The sequence below is a fragment of the Flavobacterium rhizosphaerae genome, assembly GCF_046000445.1.
GTDB classification, from domain to species: Bacteria; Bacteroidota; Bacteroidia; order Flavobacteriales; family Flavobacteriaceae; genus Flavobacterium; species Flavobacterium rhizosphaerae.
The window spans coordinates 21890-38856 of the sequence record NZ_JBELPZ010000017.1; the positions used below are offsets into that span (position 1 = coordinate 21890).

Sequence of the window (16967 nt, forward strand, 5' to 3'; positions counted from 1 at the left end):
CGCAGTAATTGCCGCATTGGTAAATTAACACCCTGTTTATAACTTTTAAACACCATGCCGCTAAAAAATGTATTTTTGTATAAAGCACTTTTTTAGCCTCATTGGCGTTTAACTTCTTAAAGATCCATTAGTTGCTATGTACCTGATTTTTGACACGGAGACAACCGGATTACCCAAACGCTGGGATGCACCCATAACCGATACCGATAACTGGCCACGCTGCATACAAATAGCCTGGCAGTTGCATGATGATATGGGGCGCCTTATAGAACACCAGGATTACCTGGTAAAGCCCGATGGCTTTAATATACCGTATGATTCTGAACGTATACACGGTATTTGTACCGAGCTGGCCGATGAGCAGGGCGTTGCCCTGGCAGAGGCGCTGGAAAAATTTAACATTGCGCTTTCTAAGGCAAAATTTATAGTAGGGCAAAATGTAGGCTTTGATGTCAACATTATGGGTAGCGAGTTTTACCGTATGGGGGTAGCGTCTACACTCGCAAACATGAAAGTACTGGATACCTGTACCGAAATTACAGCCGAACTTTTAAAACTCCCCGGCGGGCGTGGCGGTAAATTTAAGTTGCCTACCCTTACAGAACTGCACCAGTACCTGTTTAATGAGCCTTTTGCCGAAGCGCACAATGCTACAGCCGACGTTGAAGCCACTACACGCTGTTTTCTGGAACTGCTTAAGCGCGATATTTTTACGCCGGAAGAACTGGATGTGCCTGCATCGTATTTTAGAGATTTCAGGGAGCACAACCTGCAGCCCATACAGCTTATAGGTTTAAAGCACATCAATCTTAAAAAAGCAAGTGATGAAGTGCGCAGCCGCCTGGCAAAACTAAAAGGCGCCGGTGCTGCAGAAACTATTGCGCCTGCGGTTAAGGTAGATATTACCGATGTAGATTTTGTGCACCTGCACAACCATACACAGTTTTCGGTATTGCAGTCAACCATTAGCGTGCCGGAACTGGTAAAGGCTGCGGCTAAGCTTAAAATGCCTGCTGTAGCCATGACCGATCATGGTAACATGATGGGGGCATTCCATTTTGTAAGCAATGTGCTTAACCACAATAAAGCCGCCGAGGCTAAAAATAAAGAGCTTGTTGAAAACGGCGAACAGCCCACCGAGGTTATTATGAAACCTATTGTAGGCTGCGAGTTTTTTGTATGCGAAGACCATACCGATAAGTCGCGCAAAGATAACGGCTACCAGGTGGTATTACTTGCCAAGAATAAGAATGGTTACCACAACCTGGCAAAAATGTCGTCTATAGCCTACACGGCAGGCTTTTATTATGTGCCACGTATAGATAAGGCTGTTATAGAAAAATATAAAGAAGATATTATAGTGCTTTCGGGTAACCTGTATGGTGAGGTGCCCGGTAAAATTTTAAATATAGGGGAAAACCAGGCCGAAGAAGCCCTGCTGTGGTGGAAAGGCGTTTTTGGCGATGATTTTTATATAGAACTGATGCGCCATGGGCAGGAAGATGAAGACCGCGTAAACACCACCCTTATAAAACTGGCACGCAGGCATAATGTAAAAATGGTAGCCACCAATAATACCTATTATGTAAGCAAAGGCGATAGCCACGCCCACGATATTTTACTTTGTGTAAAAGACGGCGAAAAACTGGCTACCCCAAAAGGCCGTGGGCGTGGTTTCCGGTACGGGTTGCCTAATACCGAATATTATTTTAAGGATGGCAGCGAAATGAAGGCCTTGTTTAAAGACCTCCCCGAAGCCATTGCCAACATACAGGAGGTAGTAGATAAAATAGAAACCTACTCGCTGTACCGCAACGTGCTCCTGCCAAAATTCCACATCCCGGCAGAATACCAGGTTGCCGAAGATGAAGCAGACGGTGGTAAGCGCGGAGAAAACAACTACTTACGCTATCTTACCTATAATGGGGCTAAAAAGCGTTATAAAGAAATAACCGATGAAATAAGGGAAAGGCTTGATTTTGAGCTTAAAACCATAGAAAACAGCGGTTACCCGGGGTATTTCCTTATTGTACAGGATTTTATTGCCGAGGCAAGAAATATGGGCGTATCGGTAGGGCCGGGCAGGGGTTCGGCGGCAGGTAGCGCTGTAGCCTATTGTTTAGGTATTACCAATATAGACCCCATTGCATATGATTTGCTTTTTGAGCGTTTCCTGAATCCGGACAGGATATCCATGCCCGATATTGATATTGATTTTGATGATGAAGGCCGCAGCCGTGTTATGGATTATGTTATCAATAAATACGGCGCCAGCCAGGTAGCACAAATTATTACCTACGGTACCATGGCGGCAAAATCATCCATTCGGGATACAGCGCGTGTGCTTGACCTGCCACTTTTTGAAGCCGATAAAATTGCCAAGCTCATACCGAATATGAAACTGGCAAAAATATTTAATTTAGATGCCCCGGCGCTGCGCAGCGCCCTGCGGTCTGAAGAATATGAACGTGTGCAGGAGCTCATAAGCCTTGCGCAGGGGGGGGATTTAAGCGGCGAAACTATACAGCAGGCCAAAGTGCTGGAAGGTTCTTTAAGAAATACCGGTATACATGCCTGTGGTGTAATTATTACCCCTGATGATATTACCAACTTTGTTCCGGTTGCAGTAGCTAAGGACTCAGACCTGTATGTTACCCAGTTTGATAACTCGGTGGTAGAAAGTGCCGGGTTGCTTAAAATGGACTTCCTTGGGTTAAAAACCCTTACACTTATAAAAGATACGGTTAAGCTTGTAAAATACAAGCACAATATAGACCTGGACCCCGAAGAATTTCCTATAGATGATGTAAAAACCTATGAACTCTTTCAGAGGGGGGAAACCGTTGGGGTATTCCAGTATGAGTCGCCCGGTATGCAAAAATACATGAAGGAGCTGAAGCCTACCGTATTTGCCGACCTTATTGCCATGAATGCCTTGTACCGCCCGGGGCCTTTGGAATATATACCGAGTTTCATCCGCCGTAAAAATGGCGAAGAAGAAATTAAGTATGACCTTGATGCCTGTGAGGAATACCTGAAAGAAACCTATGGTATTACCGTATACCAGGAGCAGGTAATGCTCCTCTCCCAAAAACTGGCAGGCTTTACCAAGGGCGAGGCCGACGTGCTGCGTAAGGCTATGGGTAAAAAGCAAAAGGATGTACTGGATAAAATGAAGCCCAAGTTTGTGGCCCAGGCTGCCGAAAAAGGGCATGACCCAACGGTGCTTGAAAAAATATGGAAAGACTGGGAGGCTTTTGCAAGTTATGCCTTTAACAAAAGCCACTCTACCTGCTATGCATGGGTAGCCTACCAAACGGCCTACCTAAAAGCGCATTACCCGGCAGAATATATGGCGGCGGTACTCAGTAACAACATGAACGATATTAAACAGGTTACCTTTTTTATGGAAGAATGCAAGCGTATGGGCTTGCAGGTGTTAGGGCCCGATGTAAATGAGTCATTCTATAAATTTACGGTAAATGATACAGGTGCGGTACGTTTTGGTATGGGTGCTGTAAAAGGCGTTGGGGCAGGGGCAGTGCAAACCATTGTAGATACCCGTAAAGAAGGTCGCTACCGCTCTATTTTTGACCTTGCCAAGCGGGTAGACCTGCGCGCCGCTAATAAAAAAGCGTTTGAAAACCTTGCCCTGGCCGGTGGTTTTGATTGTTTTATGGATACCCACAGGGCACAGTATTTTCACATGGACCAAAGCGATAATATCTCCTTCCTTGAAAAAGCCATACGCTACGGGGCAAAAACACAGGAAAGCGCCAACTCCAGCCAGGTAAGCCTGTTTGGCGAGGCAAGCGAAGTACAGATTCCCGAACCGGTAGTGCCCCCCTGCGAAGAATGGGGTACTATGGAAAAACTCGCCCGAGAAAAAGAAGTGGTAGGTATTTATATATCGGGCCACCCACTGGACGATTACCGTTTTGAGATGCGCTACTTTTGCAACTCCCGCCTGGAAACGCTTAAAAACCTGGAAGCCCATGTAAACAAAAACCTGAGCTTTGGCGGCATAATATCAAATGTGCAGCACCGTACCACTAAAAACAATAAAGGCTGGGCAACCTTCGTGTTGGAAGGGTATGACGAGAGCCATGAATTCCGCATATTTGGCGAAGAGTACTTAAAATTCCGCCATTTCCTCATCGCCAATAACTACACTTTTATTAAAATAATGGTGCGTGAAGGCTGGGTTAATGCCGAAGGTAAAAAAGGAGAGCCAAGGCTGCAGTTTTTGGCCGTGCAGTACCTGCAGGATGTGCTTACCACCTTTGCTAAAAAACTGGTAATACAATTTAATGTAGCAGAACTGAAAGAACAGATATTGCTCAGCCTGCACGAGTTGTTAAAAGGCAGCAGGGGAGACCACCCGGTTACTTTTGAGGTTATGGAACTGGAAAAAGTTACCCGTCAGGTGGCTATTGCCACTGCTGTGCCGGATAAAGAAAGCCCGGAAGATTTTGCGGGAGACGGGTTTGAAGAAGAGTCTGTTGAAAGCATTGTTACCGATGTGGAAGATGTACATGTGGTTACCAGGTTAACTATGCCCAGCCGCAAAATGAAAGTAAATATATCTAATGAGTTACTGCAGGAGCTGGACAGGCTTCAGGTTAATTTTAAACTGAATTGATAATAAGGTAAATAAGCAAAATCTATACGCGTATAACTAAAACAAATGCGTTTAACTTAAGTTTTAGATTATATTGTTTATTTTTGCAGTAGCATTTTACTATTAACATTAAATATATTTATATATATGGCACAAGCAATAACAGATGCTACTTTTGAAGAAGTAGTATTAAAATCAGATAAACCCGTATTAGTAGATTTTTGGGCAGCATGGTGCGGACCCTGCCGTATGGTAGGTCCTATCATCGAAGAAATAGGCAAGGAGTATGACGGCAAAGCCGTAGTAGGTAAAGTAGATGTAGATGCCAATCAGGAATTTGCCGCTAAATACGGTATCCGTAACATACCTACAGTTTTGGTATTTCAAAATGGAGAGGTAGTGGGCCGTCAGGTAGGTGTTGCGCCTAAACAAACGTATACAGATGCTATAGACGCTTTATTATCATAAGCAGCCTATAAGCTTTATATAAAAAATCCCGTTTATAACAAACGGGATTTTTTATTTCACTACACCGGAAAACCTTTTACCATGTTAAGAAACAGTAGTGGTAAGGCTTTCATAGTGCATATTATCCCACCTGGCAAGCTGCACAATAATAGGTACCAGCGTGCTGCCTTTTTCTGTTAAGCTATACTCTACCCGGGGTGGCAGTTCTTTAAACTCCTCACGCAATAAAACGCCATCAGTTTCCAGCTCTTTCAACATATCGGTAAGTACTTTCTTGCTTATGGTGCCTATAGCAGCGTGCAGCTGCCCAAAGCGGGCCTTCCTTTCACGCAGCATATAAATTATTATAGGTTTCCATTTGCTGCCAAGTATAGCCATAGACCGGTATGCCGGGCAGCTGTTATATCTAAAAACATCTTTCTTCATTTGGTTACTTTTTGGTTACCACTTTAAACTGATATTGGTTACAAATATAAACCAACGGTTGTATATTTGTATACATTTAAATATATAAATACATTAAAATGAGTTTAGCTTCGTTATTTAACCCGTTTCAATACAAAAACCTAACCCTTGATAACCGCTTTGTGATGGCGCCCATGACGCGCGCCTTTGCAACAGACGGTATACCTAATCAGGATATCGCCAATTATTACAGCCGCCGGGCGGCTGCCGGTGTAGGGCTTATACTTACAGAGGGTACCGTAATAGACCGCCCGTCATCAAAAAACCTTAAAGATATACCCAACTTTTATGGCGATGAAGCCCTTGCCAACTGGAAAAAAGTAGCCGATGCAGTACACGCAGGCGGTGGTAAAATAGCGCCACAGCTATGGCATGTGGGCAACACACCGCAGGGCTGGGAGCCGCCTGCACCTTTTGAAAGTCCCGACAGTATGAGCACAGATGATATAGAGGCCACCATAAAAGCATTTGCCAAAGCTGCCAAAGCGGCTAAAGACCTGGGTTTTGATGCGTTGGAGCTGCACGGTGCCCATGGGTATCTTATAGATCAGTTTTTTTGGGAAGGTACCAATACGCGTACCGATGATTTTGGAGGCAAAACCATAAAAGAACGCAGCCGTTTTGCGGTTGAGGTAGTAAAAGCAGTACGCGAAGCTGTAGGGCCTGATTTTGTTATTATATTACGTATTTCGCAGTGGAAACAGCAAGACTTTACCGTAAAGCTGGCCTATACCCCACAGGAACTTGAACAATGGTTAATGCCACTTGCAGAGGCAGGTGTAGATATCTTCCATGGGTCGCAGCGCCGCTACTGGGAGCCGGAATTTGAAGGCAGCGACCTTAACTTTGCCGGATGGATTAAAAAAGTTACCGGGCAGCCAACCATTACGGTGGGCTCAGTAGGGCTGTCAGGCGATTTTATGGGGGCGTTCCAGGGGCAGGGCGCCCAGGCTTCGGACATAGAAGAATTGTTACGCAGGTATGAGGCGTGGCGATTTTGACCTTGTTGCAGTGGGCCGCTCAATACTGCATGACCCTGAGTGGGTGCAAAAGGTTAAAGCAGGGCATTTTGATCAATTAAAGCCTTTTGATGCTGAAAGCCTTAAAACATTGTACTAATCTTATTTCATAATACTGTATATTACCCGGAAACTCGTGTTTCCGGGTATTTTTTTATAAAAATATTACATGCCGGGCAACTTGGTCAAACCATATTCCGTCTATAGGGTATAGTCAACAACTAATTTGAAGATAATAAAGCTACATACTACAGATGAAGCACTTGTAAAAAAAGCGCTGCGTAAGGATGCTAAGGCAGAAAAGATGCTTTATGATCGTTATGCTGCAAAAATGCTGGGGGTATGCAGGCTTTATATAAAAGATATGCATTATGCAGAAGATGTAATGGTTCAGGGCTTTACTAAAGCGTTAGACAGCTTGGGTAAATTTAGGTTTGAAGGTAGTTTTGAGGGCTGGCTCAGGCGTATAATGGTGCGTGAGGCTATAGATTTTTTAAGAGGCAGGCGGCAAATACAGTTTTCTGAAGCTGAGTTTACAGAAACTGCCCCGGTAATGGTAAACGAACCTGATTTAGATGTTGATTTACTACAGCTTTTAATAGATAAACTGCCCGAAGGTTACCGCACAGTATTGGTTATGTATGCTATTGAAGGGTATAACCATAAAGAAATTGCCAACACATTAAATATAACTGAAAACACATCAAAATCACAGCTTTTTAAAGCCAGGAAACGATTACAGGAACAGTTAGCAGTACTACAGAATAAAAGGGTATGAAAAAATATAATTTAGATGAACAGCTACGCCAAAAGCTCGGCAAAAATACAATTACTCCCTCAGCACATGCGTGGGAAAGGGTAATGCATAACCGGGAAGGTAATAAAAGCAAAAAAGATAAAAAATATATATGGTTTAGCGTGGCAGCCTGTATGCTGTTGCTTTCGGCAATTGCCTATACTATGTTTGTAAATAATACTCAGCAAATAGCTATTCCGGCGAATATTAAAGTGGTAGAAGCGGAAAAGCCCATTCAAAATAATCAGTCAGATAGTAAAAACAATATGCCTCTGCCAGTAAAAAACACACCTGCTGATACAATTAATCTGCCCGTTGTACAAACAGAACCTCGTACTATTAAAAAGGCAGTGCAGCCTGAGGAGCTAACCATAAAGCAGCGTGCTTTTATCTCTGCAATTCAGGCAGAATCACAAAATGTATCGTCACATTTAAAATTAAATTTAAACCCTGTGAATTATTTAGGTACTGTTTCTTCTGAAACCGAAGCAAACCGTTTACTCACACAGGCCACAGGCAGGCTGGCAGCAAATAAGCAGGAAAAAGAGGCTACTAATGATTCTTTATTATTAAGTGAAGTAGAAAATGAAATGAATCAATATTACCGCAATAAGGCTATGAATATTTTTTCACTCAAATACAAAAAAATCCGTATTGCAGTTAGAGACGGGCAATAAAAAATCCTAAATACTTAATTATGAAAACTAAATTATTTTTGGTCGCCATTATGGCGATAGGGCTTGCTGTGCCAAAAAGTAACGCACAGGTTAGTAAAGATACTACCAAAACAAAATGGGAGCAAAGGCAGGAGCAACGCAACAGGGAGTATTATGAGCGTAATAAAAAATATAAGCTGGAAAGCCTGCAGGATGAAAAACAGGAGATTACAGAAAGTGAAAAGTTTAATCTGAAAAAGCAGATTGAAACTATTGATGACCAGTTTGAAAACGGCGAAATTACAGCTGAAAAATCAAAAGCGCTTAAAGAAGAAGCGGCTAAAAATGCAGCGCTTAATATTGATAACAAAACAGCTATTATAGATAACCAGATAGCACTTATACAACGCGATGTAAATTATCAGTTTGACCTTAATACAGGCTCTTATATTGCTTTGGGGGTTGGTAATGCGTATGACAGGAACGGGAGTGCTTTGTTTGGTATAGAATATAAAGCAGGCAAAAAAAAACAGAAATATGATAAACGCACCTATTCAGATGTAGTGATATCCTCAGGGTTTGGTAATGCGGTAGGCAACGGGCAAAATCTGGGCAAACCTTTTAAAGTATGGGGCAGCAGATTTATAGAGTTAGGCTACACATTTAAAACAAGGCTTAAAAAAGATAGTAATTTTTTAAGGCTCTCCTATGGTATTTCATATCAGTTTGGTATGTACAAACTTACAGATAACCGTTATTTTGTGAATGATGGCGGCACTACCATTTTTGAAAAATATCCTAATACCTTAACAAGCAAAACCAACCTGAGGACAGAAAACCTTATTATCCCGTTTTACCTTGAGTTTGGCCCTTCTGAAAAAAAAGAATATAAAGATCATTTCCGTTATGATACCAGTTCGAGTTTTAAAGTAGGCATTGGAGGTTTTGCAGGTATTAATACCGGTACGGTGCAAAAGCTGCAATACAAACAAAATGGTGACAAGATTACCGATAAGTACCGCGCCGACTATAATGTGAATCCGTTTATTTATGGGCTAAATGCTTATGTAGGGATAGGCTCATTAAGCCTGTTTGTCAAATATCAGCTCAACCCGTTGTTTGAGCATTCCGAAATCAAAGGGCGCCCAATATCGTTTGGGGTTAGGTTTGATTTGTAATGGCATACTTTTTTCGCTACATTTGAGATATGAACTTAGAATTGCAAAGAGAAAAAATATCAGCATTCTCAAACCTGGAGTTACTGGCAAACCAGGTAGTGGAAGGGTTTATATCCGGCATGCATAAAAGTCCGTTTCATGGCTTCTCAGCCGAGTTTGCCGAGCATAAGGTATACAGTGCCGGAGATAACACCAAAGCCATAGACTGGAAGCTGTATGCGCGTACCGACAGGTTATATACCAAACGCTATGAAGAAGAAACCAATTTGCGGTGCCACCTTATTATTGATAATTCTTCCAGCATGCATTATCCTGAGCTTGCATCGGGGCAGCCGTTTTATAAAAACAAAATAGGCTTTTCGGTACTGGCCTCTGCTGTGTTGATGGATTTGCTTAAACGCCAGCGCGATGCCGTAGGGTTGAGCATTTATAGTGATACATACGAATATTATGCGCCCGAAAAAGGCAGCGGCAGGCACCACCGCATGCTCTTAGATAAGCTTGAAGGCGTGTTGGCAACACCCAAAACACCCCATAAAACAGATACTACTACATTTTTGCACCAGATAGCGCAAAAAATGCATCGGCGTAGCATGATTATTTTATTTACCGATATGTTTCAGCCCGGTGATGATGATGCCCTTTTTAATGCCCTGCAGCATTTAAAACACAATAAGCATAAGGTAGTGTTGTTTCATGTTATTGATAAAAAAACCGAGTTAAGTTTTGATTTTGATAACGCCCCTCGCAAATTTATTGATGTGGAAAGTGGCGAAGAAGTAAACCTTTTTGCCGAAAATGTAAAGGAGGTATATGAAAAGGCTGTAGATAGCTATTTTAAAAAAGTGGCCGAAACCTGCCTTCAGTATAAAATTAAGTATGTGCCTGTATCTGTAGATGAAAATTTTGAAAAAATTTTAATGACATACCTTGCTGAAAAACAAAAGTTTGGATAAAAGGGTCAAAAAAAACAGCGCAATAGGCGAAAAAAGATTTGGAGAAATGAAAATGTGTTGTATATTTGCAACCGCAATAAAGCACTGGTTTGGTAGTTCAGTTGGTTAGAATACATGCCTGTCACGCATGGGGTCGCGGGTTCGAGTCCCGTCCAGACCGCTTAAAGCAAGGAAGCCTCTCGGTAACGAGGGGCTTTTTTCGCCAAAAATATTTTAAAAATATTTACAATAGTTGTGTTGTTTATACCGCGCAAGCGGTAGGTTTAGTAGTTAGACCAATGAAAAGCTTTCCATTTAGTTGGAGGGCTTTTTTGATTTATGCTGCTCCCTGATAATAATTTCATTATTTTTGAATTATAAAAACAAGCAACGTTTTATTAATGAGGATAATCCCTTTTTTACTGCTGATACTTTTTAGTTCCTGTAAATTTTCAGATAAACAGGTGCCCGATAAAGATGAATTGCTAAAGCAGCGCCTAGAGCAGTTAGACCTTAGTAAAGTCAGCGATTACCCTTCGTTGCCAGAGTGTGACTCTATTTCTGATAAAAAACGAAAAAAAGAGTGCTTTTTTACCACAATGGCACAACTTATACAGCAAAAGCTGGATACCGATACCTTAGCCATACTCTATCCTGAAATTGACACTATTGCCGTAGAGGTTACTATTTATCCGGATGCCACACTCAGCTTTTCGCCAAAGTTCAGTAATGACAGCCTCAAATACAACACCTCAAAAATTGATAGTTTACTCAAGTCACGCCTTGTAAATTTTCCACCCATAGAGCCGGCCCAAAAAGAGGGCGTACCCGTTAAAACACAGTTTATACTTCCGGTTATCCTTGATGTAGAACAATAATTGTGTAGCTTTGTGAGGCAGGTATGCTGCATTTCAATTTCTATACTTTGGCACAGGAACGTATTATATTAGGCATAGACCCCGGTACTACCATTATGGGCTTCGGGCTTATTAGGGTAGTGAATAAAAACATGCAGTTTATCCAGTTAAACGAATTGCAGTTAAGCAAGTATGATGATCACTACCTGAAGCTGAAACTTATTTTTGAGCGTACCATAGAGCTTATAGATACCCACCATCCGGGTGAAATAGCTATTGAGGCTCCTTTTTTTGGAAAGAATGTGCAGAGCATGCTCAAACTGGGGCGGGCACAGGGTGTTGCTATGGCGGCAGGCCTCTCACGCCAGATACCTGTTACAGAGTATGAACCCAAAAAAATCAAAATGGCCATAACCGGTAATGGTAATGCCAGTAAAGAGCAGGTAGCCAAAATGCTGCAACAGCTATTAGGCCTTAAAGAGCTGCCAAAAAACCTGGATAGTACCGATGGGCTTGCGGCTGCCGTATGCCACTTTTTTAATTCCGGTAAAACCCTGGCGGGCAAAAGCTATTCCGGCTGGGATGCTTTTGTAAAGCAAAACCAAAACCGCATAAAATAGTAGCTCCCCGTAATGAAAATTAAAAGCTTATTTTTTTTCCTTATCCTTACCACCGTTTTCTATGCACAGCAACAACCTGTACTGCTGCTTTCTGATAGTGATATTGAAAACATAAAACGTCACCTTGATGATGTTACCTTACTTGATAACTCTTTTCAAGAGCTGAAACAAACTGCAGATTACGCCCTTACCAACCCTATAGACGTGCCGCTCCCGGTAGATAATGGCGGTGGATATACCCATGCAAAGCACAAGCAAAACTACCGCGATATGTATGCTGCAGCAGTACTATGGCGGCTTACAGACAATGTAGCTTATAGCAAATTTGTAGAAGAAATGCTGCTAAAGTATGCTGCCATGTACCCAAAGCTGCCCATACACCCGTATGCGCCAAAAAACCAGTTTGCCGGTAAACTGTTCTGGCAAAGCCTTAACGATTATGTTTGGGTAGTGCACAGCATTCAGGCATATGATTTGGTTAAAGAAAACATAGCCCCAAAAAACAGGAAGGCTATAGAGCGTGATGTGTTCCGCAGCATGGCAAAATTTATCAGCGAGAGTGAAGGTGGGCTAAAAATGTTTAATATGATACACAATCACGGCACCTGGGCGCTTGCTGCTGTAGGTATGACGGGTTATGTGCTGCACGATAACGATATGGTAGAGCGTGCCCTGTACGGCTCTGCAAAAGATAAAAAGACCGGGTTTTTAAAACAGCTTGATGCGCTTTTCTCCCCCGATGGTTATTATAGCGAGGGTGCCTATTATGAGCGTTATGCCCTGCAGCCTTTTATGCTTTTTGCACAGGCCATAGAAAACAACCAGCCGGAACTGCGTATTTTTCAGTACCGCAACGGGCTTTTGGGCAAAGCCGTAACTACCATGTTCCAGATGACGGATGATGTAGGGCGCATTATTCCGTTTAATGATGCCCTCAAAGAAAAAGACATTACCAGTGAAGAGCTTATAGCTGCGGCTGATATTGCCTATAAAAATTATAAAGACAATACCCTCCTCCCCATTATAAAAAAACAGGGCGTAGTAACCCTTACCAGTGCAGGGTTTGCCGCTGCTATGGCAGCCGAAAATTACAATAAGCCCTATGACCGGGTGTCAAAAATTATTAGTGATGGCCCAAACGGTACAAGTGGCGGGCTTGCCCTGATGCGTGATTCGGTTAACAAGGTATCGCTTATTTTTAAATATTCCTCACAGGGTATGAACCACGGGCATTTCGACCGGCTTGGAATTCAGCTCTACCACAAAGGGCATGAAATCCTGCCTGATTACGGTGCAGTGCGCTTCATCAACATAGAGGCCAAAGGGGGTGGCAAATACATTAAGGAAAATGAAACCTATGCCCACCAAAGCATTGCCCATAGTACGCTGATAATAGATGAAACATCACACTACAATGGCGACTGGCATAAAGGGGAGGAGCACAGCCCGGAACAAATTTTTGCGGATATTGACAAGGATAATATTGAAATTATAAGTGCTCGGGACACTGCTGCTTATACTGGCGTTAGAATGCAGCGTACTGTAGCGCTTATTAAAGGTGAAAATCCCTTTATAATAGATATTTTTGATGTAAAAGCCGATACCCCACACCAGTATGACCTGAATTATAGGTACAATGGTCAGGTAATGGAAACCAATTTTAAATATAATTACCAAACAGATCTAAAACCGCTTGGCAGCACATTTGGGTATGAATACCTCTGGAAGGTAGCCGAAGGTAAAGTCGCTGATAGTTTCTCGCAGCTTACCTGGCTAAACAACGAAACATTTTATACCATCAACACGCTTACCGATAGCAATTCTGAACTTATTTTTACAAAAGTGGGCGCTAACGATACAGAGTTTAACCTTCGGAATGAAGACGGCTTTTTACTTCGGGAGAAAAATGCAACTGATAAAACATTTGTGAGTATTATAGAACCGCACGGCAGTTTTGATGCAGTACCGGAACTGGTAGAAAATTCGCATTCGGCTGTTAAAACACTCAAATTGTTGTATCACGATAAAGATTATACTATAGTTTCTGTTTCTTTTAGTTATGGTAAAACATATACACTTGCCTTTGCCAATAGCAAACAGGCAGGTAGTAGTCAGCACAGAGTAAATATAGCAGGAGATACCATTACATGGAAGGGCAATTACACATTCATAGAAAAGTAATCAATCAATGGAAAACAATGCTTTTTTTATAGAAAAAAATAACGGCTGGCAAATGGTAGGTGAGGGTGTTAAACGCCAGATTACAGGTTATAATAATGGATTGATGATGGTAAAAGTAGCTTTTGAAACCGGTGCAGTGGGTGCGCTGCACAGCCATCCGCACACACAGGCAAGCTATGTGGCATCGGGATCATTTGAAGCGGAGATTGACGGCAAAAAGCAGGTGCTTAACGCAGGCGATTGCTTTTTTGTTCAACCTAACCTTATTCATGGTGTGGTATGCCTTACAGCAGGTGTACTTATAGATGTTTTTAATCCGCACCGCGAAGACTTTATCTAGGCAAACACAAAAGATTGTACCTTTGCCCCCTATGGCGGGCATTTACATACACATACCATTTTGCAGGCAGGCGTGCCATTACTGCGATTTCCACTTTTCTACTTCGATGAAAAAGAAAGATGAAATGATGGAAATGCTTGCGCGGGAAATAGCCCTGCGTAAAAATGAGCTAAACGGTGAGGTTGTAGAAACCATTTACTTTGGCGGGGGTACACCATCGGTACTGAGTAACGAACAGGTAAACCTGCTGGTAGATGCCGTGTATCAAAACCATACGGTTATTGAAAACCCGGAAATAACGCTTGAAGCCAACCCAGACGACCTTTCCGCCAATCGGATAGCCCAGTTATCCCATAGTCCGGTAAACAGGTTAAGCATTGGCGTACAGTCTTTTTTTGAGGAAGATTTAAAACTCATGAACCGTGCCCACAATGCCCAACAGGCAGAAGCCTGCCTTACCGAAGCGGTAAAATATTTTGATAACATCACGCTCGACCTTATTTACGGCATACCCGGTATGAGTAACAATAGATGGCTGCAAAATGTAGAAAAAGCACTGGCTTTCGGCATCCCGCACATATCCAGTTACGCCCTTACGGTTGAACCGAAAACAGCGCTTAATACTATGGTGCAAAAGGGCATTATTGCAGCGCCAAGTGATGCCGTAGCCCATGAACAGTTTTTGCTCTTGGCCGACAGGCTGGGGCAGGAGGGTTTTGTACATTATGAACTTTCCAACTTTGGCAAGCTGGGGTATTTCAGTAAAAATAATACGGCCTATTGGCTCGGTAAAAAATACATTGGCATTGGCCCCTCGGCACACAGTTATAACGGTACCCACCGCAGCTGGAATGTGGCAAATAATGCATTGTACCTAAAAGCCCTTGCAGAAGATAAGTTACCCAGGGAAACAGAAGAGCTCAGCATAGCCAACCGTTACAACGAGTATGTAATGACAGGCCTGCGCACCATTTGGGGTGTAGATGCCAAACGGGTAAAAGATGATTTTGGAGTTAAATATTCAGACTATTTGTTGAAAGAAGCTACCCCGTTTGTTGCACAGGGGCTGCTCAACTTTGAGAATAATATCCTCACCACCACACGGGCAGGAAAGTTCCTGGCAGATGGTATCGCCAGCGATTTGTTTTTTGTAACTTTGGATTGAATCCACGTAGTAAACATGATTGCAGTTATAGAAGCCAACAACGCATCGTATAAAATAAATTTAGCCGAACCGTTTGATGTTTCGTTGCCCCTTACAGGCGATGGGCATAACCCCATAGCATGGTACCTGGGGCAGCCGAAAATAAGTCCGGTAACGGCAGGCGATTGGGTAGGGCAGGTTTCCGAAGGCAGTTCGACCAACTTTAATAATATAGCGTTTAACCCCCATGCGCACGGTACCCATACCGAATGCCTGGGGCACATCACTAAAGATTTCTATAGCGTTAACCGCCTGCTGAAAAAGTTCTTTTTTACGGCTGAGGTAGTTTCTATTATTCCCGAAGCGCAAAACGGCGATTTTATTATTACACAGCAACAGGTTAAAGCTGCGCTTAACGGCAAGAAGCCGGAAGCATTACTTATTCGTACCCTGCCCAATACGGGTGATAAAAAACATAAAAATTACAGCAATACCAACCCTCCTTACATTGAAGAAGCTGCGGCAACTTTTATAAGGGAATGTGGTATAGAACACCTGTTGGTAGATCTGCCCAGTGTAGACAGGGAGGAAGACGGCGGGAAGCTATTAGCCCATAAAGCCTTCTGGAATGTAACTGATGTGCAGAATGTAAACGCTGATGCCCGTTTTACTGCTACAATAACCGAAATGGTATTTGTACCGGATACTATTGCAGATGGCAGTTATATACTTAATTTACAAATTGCCCCGTTTGATAATGATGCTGCACCAAGTAAGCCGGTGCTCTATAATTTATTTTAAATGATGAATTATAAATTTTAAATTATTGTTGAGACAGAGAGATGATAGATAATTGATAATAGACTTTGTTGCTTTGTTACCCTGCTACTTTGAAATTTAAAAAAAATGAAAACACTCCTACAGCTTGAAGAAGCTGCTATGCTTATTTTAGGTATTTACCTGTTTAGCTTGTTGCCGTTTGCCTGGTGCTGGTTTTTGGTACTCATCCTGGCACCGGATTTGTCTATGGTGGGTTACCTGGCAGGTAACAAAACAGGTGCCTGGGCGTATAATTTTGCGCACCATAAAGGTGTAGCTGTTGCCGTGTACCTTGCCGGGATTTACCTTGCGTTACCGTGGGTACAACTTGCAGGCGTAATGCTGTTTTCGCACTCCTGTATGGACAGGCTGTTTGGCTACGGACTTAAATATGAAAAAGGCTTTAAATTTACCCACCTTGGCGAAATTGGTGTTAAGTAGTTTATTTTAAATTTCCTAACAACCAAAACTGTAAACTTTTAACCGTAAACTGTAAACTAAAATGACAATACAGGATTATTATGACTTCTGTCTCTCTTTAAAAGGCATTACAGAGCATTTTCCGTTTGATGAGGATACACTTGTGTTTAAAGTAGGCAACAAAATGTTTGCCCTTTCCTCATTGGCAGGGTGGGAGCAGGGTACACCTTCAGCAAACTTAAAGTGTGACCCGGACAGGGCGTTAGAATTACGTGGTGAGTATGAGGGCATCAAACCCGGTTACCACATGAACAAGCAACACTGGAACACCGTTAAAGTAAACGAAGATGTACCCGATAAAGTAATCAGGGAACTAATTAAACACTCGTATGATTTAATATTCGCCAGCCTTACCAAAAAACTTCAGGCTGAAATAACTGCATAAAAT

General features: G+C 42.5%; 17 protein-coding genes and 1 tRNA gene. 17 read left to right on the top strand and 1 reads right to left on the bottom strand.

Annotation, left to right across the window (positions count from 1 at the left end; genetic code table 11):
• Nucleotides 1-136: 136 nt before the first annotated feature.
• Both dnaE and trxA read left to right on the top strand, forming a co-directional pair.
• A complete protein-coding gene (gene dnaE / locus ABS766_RS13730; RefSeq protein ID WP_408085766.1) occupies nt 137-4642 on the top strand; it encodes a DNA polymerase III subunit alpha in 4506 nt (1501 codons plus the stop codon).
• A 126-nt stretch (nt 4643-4768) separates the two neighbouring features.
• Nucleotides 4769-5089, top strand: a complete 321-nt coding sequence (gene trxA / locus ABS766_RS13735; RefSeq protein ID WP_408085767.1) for a thioredoxin — start codon at nt 4769-4771, stop codon at nt 5087-5089.
• 84 nt (nt 5090-5173) lie between these two features.
• Here trxA and ABS766_RS13740 read toward each other — a convergent pair whose 3' ends face one another.
• Nucleotides 5174-5515 (bottom strand): winged helix-turn-helix transcriptional regulator, encoded by a 342-nt coding sequence (locus tag ABS766_RS13740; protein ID WP_408085768.1) that lies wholly within the window; start codon nt 5513-5515, stop codon nt 5174-5176.
• A 98-nt stretch (nt 5516-5613) separates the two neighbouring features.
• Here ABS766_RS13740 and ABS766_RS13745 point away from each other — a divergent pair, with 98 nt between their 5' ends.
• The 15 genes from ABS766_RS13745 to ABS766_RS13815 all read left to right on the top strand — a co-directional run bounded on the left by ABS766_RS13745 (nt 5614) and on the right by ABS766_RS13815 (nt 16964).
• The gene (locus ABS766_RS13745; protein WP_408085769.1) at nt 5614-6555 is read left to right on the top strand and encodes an oxidoreductase; all 942 of its coding nucleotides are present in this window, start codon (nt 5614-5616) and stop codon (nt 6553-6555) included.
• Nucleotides 6536-6673, top strand: coding sequence for a hypothetical protein (locus ABS766_RS13750; protein WP_408085770.1), 138 nt, complete (start codon nt 6536-6538; stop codon nt 6671-6673). Before ABS766_RS13745 ends, ABS766_RS13750 begins: the two co-directional genes overlap by 20 nt.
• A 126-nt stretch (nt 6674-6799) precedes the next feature.
• Entirely contained in the window at nt 6800-7351 is a 552-nt protein-coding gene (locus tag ABS766_RS13755; RefSeq protein WP_408085771.1) for an RNA polymerase sigma factor, read from the top strand.
• On the top strand, nt 7348-8046 hold the full coding sequence (locus ABS766_RS13760) for a hypothetical protein (RefSeq protein ID WP_408085772.1): 699 nt from the start codon (nt 7348-7350) through the stop codon (nt 8044-8046). Before ABS766_RS13755 ends, ABS766_RS13760 begins: the two co-directional genes overlap by 4 nt.
• A 20-nt stretch (nt 8047-8066) precedes the next feature.
• Entirely contained in the window at nt 8067-9203 is a 1137-nt protein-coding gene (locus tag ABS766_RS13765; RefSeq protein ID WP_408085773.1) for a hypothetical protein, read from the top strand.
• Between the two features lie 29 nt (nt 9204-9232).
• Entirely contained in the window at nt 9233-10159 is a 927-nt protein-coding gene (locus ABS766_RS13770) for a DUF58 domain-containing protein (RefSeq protein WP_408085774.1), read from the top strand.
• An 86-nt stretch (nt 10160-10245) separates the two neighbouring features.
• A tRNA-Asp gene (locus ABS766_RS13775) sits at nt 10246-10319 on the top strand.
• Between the two features lie 220 nt (nt 10320-10539).
• Nucleotides 10540-11016 (top strand): hypothetical protein, encoded by a 477-nt coding sequence (locus ABS766_RS13780; RefSeq protein WP_408085775.1) that lies wholly within the window; start codon nt 10540-10542, stop codon nt 11014-11016.
• A gap of 47 nt (nt 11017-11063) precedes the next feature.
• Nucleotides 11064-11615 (top strand): crossover junction endodeoxyribonuclease RuvC, encoded by a 552-nt coding sequence (ruvC, locus tag ABS766_RS13785; protein WP_408085811.1) that lies wholly within the window; start codon nt 11064-11066, stop codon nt 11613-11615.
• A 12-nt stretch (nt 11616-11627) separates the two neighbouring features.
• Nucleotides 11628-13796, top strand: a complete 2169-nt coding sequence (locus ABS766_RS13790) for a heparinase II/III domain-containing protein (RefSeq protein ID WP_408085776.1) — start codon at nt 11628-11630, stop codon at nt 13794-13796.
• 7 nt (nt 13797-13803) lie between these two features.
• Nucleotides 13804-14136 carry a cupin domain-containing protein gene (locus tag ABS766_RS13795; RefSeq protein WP_408085777.1) on the top strand — a complete coding sequence of 111 codons (333 nt, stop codon included), beginning with the start codon at nt 13804-13806 and terminating at the stop codon, nt 14134-14136.
• Nucleotides 14137-14167: 31 nt separating this feature from the next.
• Nucleotides 14168-15301 carry a radical SAM family heme chaperone HemW gene (hemW, locus tag ABS766_RS13800; RefSeq protein WP_408085778.1) on the top strand — a complete coding sequence of 378 codons (1134 nt, stop codon included), beginning with the start codon at nt 14168-14170 and terminating at the stop codon, nt 15299-15301.
• Between the two features lie 15 nt (nt 15302-15316).
• Nucleotides 15317-16081, top strand: coding sequence for a cyclase family protein (locus ABS766_RS13805; RefSeq protein WP_408085779.1), 765 nt, complete (start codon nt 15317-15319; stop codon nt 16079-16081).
• A 105-nt stretch (nt 16082-16186) separates the two neighbouring features.
• Nucleotides 16187-16540, top strand: a complete 354-nt coding sequence (locus ABS766_RS13810; protein WP_408085780.1) for a DUF4260 domain-containing protein — start codon at nt 16187-16189, stop codon at nt 16538-16540.
• A gap of 61 nt (nt 16541-16601) precedes the next feature.
• On the top strand, nt 16602-16964 hold the full coding sequence (locus tag ABS766_RS13815) for an MmcQ/YjbR family DNA-binding protein (RefSeq protein WP_408085781.1): 363 nt from the start codon (nt 16602-16604) through the stop codon (nt 16962-16964).
• The last annotated feature ends 3 nt before the right edge of the window (nt 16965-16967 follow it).